The sequence below is a fragment of the Lysinibacillus sp. NPDC098008 genome (assembly GCF_044760715.1).
Classification (GTDB): Bacteria; Bacillota; Bacilli; order Bacillales_A; family Planococcaceae; genus Lysinibacillus.
Map to the genome: position 1 here is coordinate 1 of NZ_JBIWBA010000058.1, position 2,714 is coordinate 2,714.

A 2,714-nucleotide genomic window follows, 5' to 3' on the forward strand; every position below is an offset into this window, starting at 1 on the left:
ACGGAAGTTAAGCTCTTTCGCGCCGATGGTAGTTGGGGGCTTCCCCCTGTGAGAGTAGGACATCGCTAGGCAATCTATATAGAAAAGCAGTTAGCTAAATGCTGGCTGTTTTTTTATTTTGATTCTTGTTGTTTTTATGATAGTGCCACCCCTGATCGGAATGAATCGTTGTTCGATATTGCATACACATTTGAAGAATTGGAAATGCTTGTTTGAGTGAATAGATCACGAACTCAAGTATTGGGCGTTTAGCCATACTCAAACCAACAATTTCTCCGCTATATAAATTCAATAATTGGGCTCAAATAAAGCTTTTCATTGTCTGTACATTTGAATTCTGTTACATCAGTCACTAGCTTTTGAAGGGCTATGGTGTGTTGAAACGTTTTTTTGCCACTTTCCTCACAGCCCTTTTATACGATTGATAACGAGATTTACACACGAATTTCATGTATTTAAAGTTCAAATTCTGCATAATGCGTTGTACTTTTTAATGTTTGATTGTGTGTCCTTGCGCTTTTAATTCCGCATGAATGTAACGATATCTATATCTACCTTCATGCTTCTCAAAAGTTTTTAGAATCAATGTTTTTCAAGCTTGATTCGGATTGTCCAACTGTAGCTGCTTCATGTGATAATGGTATGTGGCTTCAGGTATATCCACCTGTTGGAAAACACCTTTTAATCGGAATCGTTCTGCTTTATGTTCAAAGGTAATCACTGCTTGTGCTTTTTGAGGAAGGCATCCGGGTTCTCTCGAAAAGCCTTCCACTTTTTTTAATACGCAACCTCCAGACAAAGCAGTTCATTTCCAGATGGCAATTAAACTAGGGTTATTCATAATTAAATTGAATCGCTGTTGCCACTTCGTCCCAATTTTTTAAAGACATGTCCCCAATGTCTTACTTGAGATTTTGCAGCGATTCTATATTTCCTCGCAATGACTCGATAACTTAATGGACTATTTAAATAATCTTGTACCACCATGAATTTAAACTCTTCACTATATTTAGCCATAGAAAAACACCCCAAAACAAAGGTCTAATATGCTTATTTTTGAAAGTAGTAAATAGTTGCCCAGTATCGAATGCAATATGGCATCCTTCCTTATTACAATGTCAAAGTGCATTCTCAAAAATTTTAGGTATTATCACCATCTGCTTCTTAAATATTTGGTGATTCAAAATCTTTAATTGTAAATAGCTTGGTTATTCTGTTTAAAAGCTTTGTGTAGCATTGCTTGCCGTAGCAATAAATGTAATTTAAAATGATTTATTTTATTTAAATATTTATAATAATACTTATCGAAATAGGCTTTATCTTCCAAATGCAACAAACCAAACTGTACTTCTTTTATTGTAGATTCTTATTTTACAAATATGATGATGGTGTAAATGAAGTTTTGAAAGTCGCATTTCACTTATTACATAAAACTTATGTTTATCAATCAACATTTTATCTATATGTATAACTTTTATTTCTGACAAGAAAGTATAGAATTTGGTTCTAATCGACATGACCTGCTCTTATACTGTAAAGATTACGTGAAAAAGGAGAGGGAATTTTGTGGATTGATGGTGTGTTTTCTGGTGGAGGTTTGAAAGGATTTGCATTAGTAGGGGCATATCAAGTGTTAGAAGCTGAAAATTTCCGATTTAAACGTGTGGCTGGTACAAGTGCAGGCGCGATTCTAGCTGCCTTTATTGCTGCAGGATATAGTGGTAAAGAGATTGAAATAATGCTAGAAGAACTAGATATACCTTCATTATTAGATCCAAGAAGAACATTCTTTCCTTTTCCGTTTATGAAATGGATAAATGTATATAATCATTTAGGCTTGTACAAAGGTAAAGCATTAGAAAAATGGTTTTTCAAAAAATTATCAGAAAAAGGTGTATATACTTTTGGTGATTTACCTAAAGACTCTTTAAAATTAGTAGCGTCAGATTTAACAAATGGCAGAATGATTGTGTTGCCAGATGACTTGCATAAATACCATATTGATGCCGAAAACTTTTCTGTTGCCTGCGCATTACGTATGAGTTGTGGCATACCATTCTTTTTTGAACCAGTTACATTAAAAAATGGTAGAGGCGAATCAATCATTGTTGATGGCGGTGTTTTAAGTAATTTCCCATTATGGATATTTGATGATAGAGAGGGACGAAAAGCAAGGCCAATTTTAGGTCTAAAACTTAGTAGAAGAAGAGAAGAACAATGTCCTCATGAAATAAAAAATGGTTTGAATTTATTTGAAGCATTATTTTCAACTATGAAAGATGCACATGATGAACGATATATATCAAGACGACATGAGAGAGAGATTATTTTTATTCCTGTAGAAGATTATAGTGCAACTCAATTTGATTTGAATGAAGAAACAAAAGAAACGCTATTAGAAATAGGAAGAAATCGTACGATTCAATTTTTAAGAAATTGGCCGAGGTTCAGGTTATAAAAAATTATATAAAACTATTGACCATTCATAAACAAGGTGTTATTATATAAGAGTTGCTGCTGAAACAGTAACTACTAAAATAAAAAATAACTGTTTGACAAAGAATATAGAACATGTTATTATATAAAAGTTAACTCTTAATAAAGAGGTAACACTTATAAATGAACCTTGAAAACTGAACAAGCAAAACGTAATCAATAAATTTTAGTAGCTTACTTTAGTAAGTGAACGAAATAATTTTGGACATCGAATGAAG

At 32.9% G+C, this 2,714-nt stretch carries 2 protein-coding genes; one reads left to right on the plus strand and one right to left on the minus strand.

Annotation, left to right across the window (positions count from 1 at the left end; translation table 11 throughout):
* Window positions 1–843 precede the first annotated feature (843 nt).
* Window positions 844–1,017 carry a transposase gene (locus ACIQVU_RS20135; RefSeq protein WP_340803714.1) on the minus strand — a complete coding sequence of 58 codons (174 nt, stop codon included), beginning with the start codon at window positions 1,015–1,017 and terminating at the stop codon, window positions 844–846.
* A gap of 547 nt (window positions 1,018–1,564) precedes the next feature.
* Between ACIQVU_RS20135 and ACIQVU_RS20140 the strand changes: the two genes are divergently transcribed.
* Window positions 1,565–2,458 carry a patatin-like phospholipase family protein gene (locus tag ACIQVU_RS20140; protein ID WP_340803716.1) on the plus strand — a complete coding sequence of 298 codons (894 nt, stop codon included), beginning with the start codon at window positions 1,565–1,567 and terminating at the stop codon, window positions 2,456–2,458.
* Window positions 2,459–2,714: the final 256 nt, after the last annotated feature.

What these genes read in the sequence shown, in the direction of transcription:
- ACIQVU_RS20135 (WP_340803714.1), bottom strand. Translation starts at nt 1,017, where the DNA reads ATGGCTAAATATAGTGAAGAGTTTAAATTCATGGTGGTACAAGATTAT.